This window comes from Streptomyces sp. NPDC033966 (assembly GCF_055575955.1).
This window is the reverse complement of sequence record NZ_JBVIRQ010000049.1, coordinates 1-3,303: the sequence shown is the minus strand read 5'-3', so window position 1 is coordinate 3,303 and position 3,303 is coordinate 1. Positions and strand designations below refer to the sequence as shown.

Annotated in this window: 4 protein-coding genes; 3 read left to right on the top strand and 1 reads right to left on the bottom strand. The window is 72.4% G+C overall.

The genetic code is table 11. The features are described 5' to 3' along the window. Both ACZ518_RS39400 and ACZ518_RS39395 read left to right on the top strand, forming a co-directional pair. Positions 1 to 137 (top strand): adenosylhomocysteinase (locus tag ACZ518_RS39400; protein WP_388686125.1); only part of this gene is annotated, 137 nt, incomplete at its 5' end. A 95-nt stretch (positions 138 to 232) separates the two neighbouring features. Further along, complete coding sequence (locus tag ACZ518_RS39395; protein ID WP_469117844.1) at positions 233 to 913, top strand: hypothetical protein; 681 nt, start codon at positions 233 to 235, stop codon at positions 911 to 913. Here the strand turns inward: ACZ518_RS39395 and ACZ518_RS39390 are convergent. Continuing rightward, positions 910 to 1,812 carry an RDD family protein gene (locus ACZ518_RS39390; protein WP_469117843.1) on the bottom strand — a complete coding sequence of 301 codons (903 nt, stop codon included), beginning with the start codon at positions 1,810 to 1,812 and terminating at the stop codon, positions 910 to 912. The genes ACZ518_RS39395 and ACZ518_RS39390 overlap by 4 nt on opposite strands. Before the next feature lie 111 nt (positions 1,813 to 1,923). On the opposite strand from ACZ518_RS39390, the gene ACZ518_RS39385 reads away from it, so the two are divergent. Next, positions 1,924 to 2,931, top strand: a complete 1,008-nt coding sequence (locus ACZ518_RS39385) for a stage II sporulation protein M (RefSeq protein WP_469117842.1) — start codon at positions 1,924 to 1,926, stop codon at positions 2,929 to 2,931. Positions 2,932 to 3,303 lie beyond the last annotated feature (372 nt).

Below are 3,303 nucleotides of genomic sequence, written 5' to 3'. Positions count from 1 at the left end.
AGCACCTGGACGAGAAGGTCGCCCGCCTCCACCTGGACGCGCTGGGCGTCAAGCTCACCACCCTGCGCCCGGAGCAGGCCGCGTACATCGGCGTCAAGGTCGAGGGCCCGTACAAGCCCGACCACTACCGCTACTGATCCACCGCTACCGGTCCCCTGCGGATCCGCAGCACTCCAGGCAGGCCCCCGGCACCCGCGCCGGGGGCCTGCCCCGTACCCAAGGACCCGACGCCATGCCCCGCGGCCGCTACTCGCTCCACGACCCGCACGACCACACCCCCCTCGGCGAGGAGCACTTCCACTGCGCCCCCGGCCCTTCCGGCTGGCGCTACGTGGCCCAGCTGACCACCCCGGACGGGGGCCACCGCGGCTCGCTGGACCTGGCCATCGACGCCCTCGGCCGCCCCATCCGCCTGGAGGCCAACGCCGCGAGCTGGCAGGTGCGCGGCGCCGCCATCGACGGCGTCACCTGGGTCCGCACCGACCCCGCCGGAGCCGAAGCCACCGAGGGCAACGTCGCCGCCCCCGGCTTCACCGGCAGCTCCCCGGCCTTCCTCATCGCCACGGCCCGCCTGCTGCGCCTGACCCCCGGCGCCCCCGCGACCCGGGTCCGGCTCCTCGCGCTGACCGATCCAGTGCTGGCCCCCCGTACGGTCGACCAGGCCTGGGCCCTGCTCTCACGCGCCGAGCACCCGACGGACAGCGGCCCGCTGGTGGTGGACGAGTACCAGGTCACCGCCCTGGACACGGGCGAGGTCCACACCGTGCACATCGCGGGGGACGTGGTCCTCTCCGCGCCGGGCATCGAACTCGAACACCTGGAGACCCCGCCGTCGTCCTTCGACGACTCCGACGACTCCGGCGATTCCGAGGACTCCGACGACTTCGGCGATTCCGAGGACTTCGAGGACTAGGCGGGCGGGGCGAACCCGGTCCCGCGCGGCGTCGGCGTCGACGGCGGCGGAGGCGACACGGGCGCCACGACCGGCGCGGGAGCGGGCATCGGCACGGCCACCGGCACGGGAGCAGCCACCGGTGCAGCCACAGGTGCATGCGCGGCCGGGCCCGCGGCGAAGGCCCGGGCCGCATCCCGCGACTGCCGCTCGTGCACCACCGCCATCAGGAACGCGGCAGCCGGCACCCCGGCCGGCGGCGGCGTCCCGGTCCGGGCCACCACGTCGTCCGCGAGCCGCACCGCCATCGCGGCACCCGTGTGCGGATCCAGCTGGTTCATCCGCGTCAGGTACTGCCGGATCGCCAGCCACAGCCCGTCCGGCACCGCCGACAGGTCCAGCGCCGCGAACCGCCCGGCCAGCCACGGCGGCGGCGGGGGCACCGGCATCACACGGGTGCCCGGCACCCGCTCCCGGACCACCAGGGTCCCGGCGAACACGTCACCCAGCCGCCGGCCCCGCTCCGACATCAGCGAGGCGATGCAGGCGACCGCCCCGAAGGTGAGCAGCAGCTCCACGACCCCCATGGCCCCGCGTACCAACGCGTGCCGGAACCGGATCGGCCCCCCGTCCTCCCGCACCACGCGCAGCCCGCAGGCCATCTTCCCCAGCGAGCGGCCGTGGCTCAGCGTCTCCACCGCGATCGGCACGCCGACCACCACCAGCAGGAGGCTCGCCACCGCCACCGCGGCCTGCGCGGCCTCGTCGAGGGAGGCCGTCGCGGCCAGCAGTCCGACGATCACCACCACGAACCCGGTGCCGTAGACGGCCACGTCGAGCAGGACCGCCAGGGCCCGGCTCGGCAGCCGAGCCGGCCGCAGACCCAGGACGACCGCGTCTCCCGTCACCAGATCGCTCAACGCGCGCACCTTTCCCCGACCTGACCCGCCCCTGTCCACCCCAGTCTGCCAAGCTGACCGCAGGAGAAGTAAGCCGTATCGGGTGGCCAGGGGCAGGGGAGCGGTAACCGGATGGATCTCGACGTCTTCGTGGCGGCCCACCAGACGGAATGGGCCCGCCTGGAGCAGCTCCTCGGCCGCGGCCGCCGGCTCACCGGCGCGGAGGCCGACGAACTCGTCGCCCTCTACCAGCGCACCTCCACCCACCTCTCCCTGATCCAGTCGAGCGCCCCCGACCCGATGCTCACGGCCCGGCTCACCCAGCTCGTGGCCCGCGCCCGCTCGACGGTCACCGGCACCCGCCGCGCGAGCTGGCGCGACGCCGCGCGCTTCTTCACCGAAGGCTTCCCGGCCGCCGTCTACCGCAGCCGCCGCTGGTGGATACCCACCGCGCTGCTCTCCACCGCCCTCGGCGTGCTCATCGGCTGGTGGATAGCCGCCCACCCCGAGGTCCAGAGCGCCATAGCCACCCCGGAGCACCTCAAGGAGCTGACCCGGCCGGGCGGCCAGTACGAGACCTACTACTCCAGCCACCCGGCGGCCTCCTTCGCCGCGCAGGTCTGGACGAACAACGCCCAGGCCGCCGCCGTCTGTCTGGTCCTGGGCGCCTTCCTCGGGCTCCCGGTCCTCTGGATCCTCTTCCTCAACATGGCGAACCTCGGCGTCGGCCTCGGCCTGATGACCTCCGCCGGCCGCCTCGACGTCTTCCTCGGCCTGATCCTCCCGCACGGGCTCCTCGAACTGACGGCAGTCTTCGTCGCCGCCGGTACGGGCCTGCGCCTCGGCTGGACCGTCATCGACCCGGGCCCCCGGACCCGCCGCACGGCCCTCGCCGAACAGGGACGCGCCGCCCTCGGCATGGCCATCGGCCTGGCCGCGGTCCTCTTCGTCTCCGGCCTGATCGAGGGCTTCGTGACCCCGTCGGGCCTCCCGACCTGGGCCCGCATCACGATCGGCGTCGTCGCGGAGGGCGCGTTCCTCGCCTACGTCTACGTCCTCGGCGGCCGCGCTTCCCGTGCCGGCGAGGTGGGCGACGTGGAGGAGGCGGACCGCACGGCGACGCTCCCGACGGCGGCCTGATGTGCGTACACGCCGGCTGAGCTGCTAGTCTCCTCGTCGTCCCGCAGACCGTTGACACGGCCGCTGTGGGGAGGTAGATTCGAACAGTTGCCTCGAACTGGACAAGTTCGGCAGCGATGGTTTAAAATCTCTCTCGCCCCCAAATGGAATTGAATTCCCGTGGGGCACAGTCGACTCCTCATTCAGGAAGCCGAAGCCGGGAAATCCGGTGGAAAACTTCTGATAGAGTCGGAACCGCCGGAAAGGGAAAGCGCGAAAGCGCAGAACCTCGAAAGCGCCGAGGAAATCGGACACGAAAGAGTCTGATAGAGTCGGAAACGCAAGAACGAAGAACGAAAGCCCGGAGGAAAGCCCGAGAGGGTGAGTACAAAG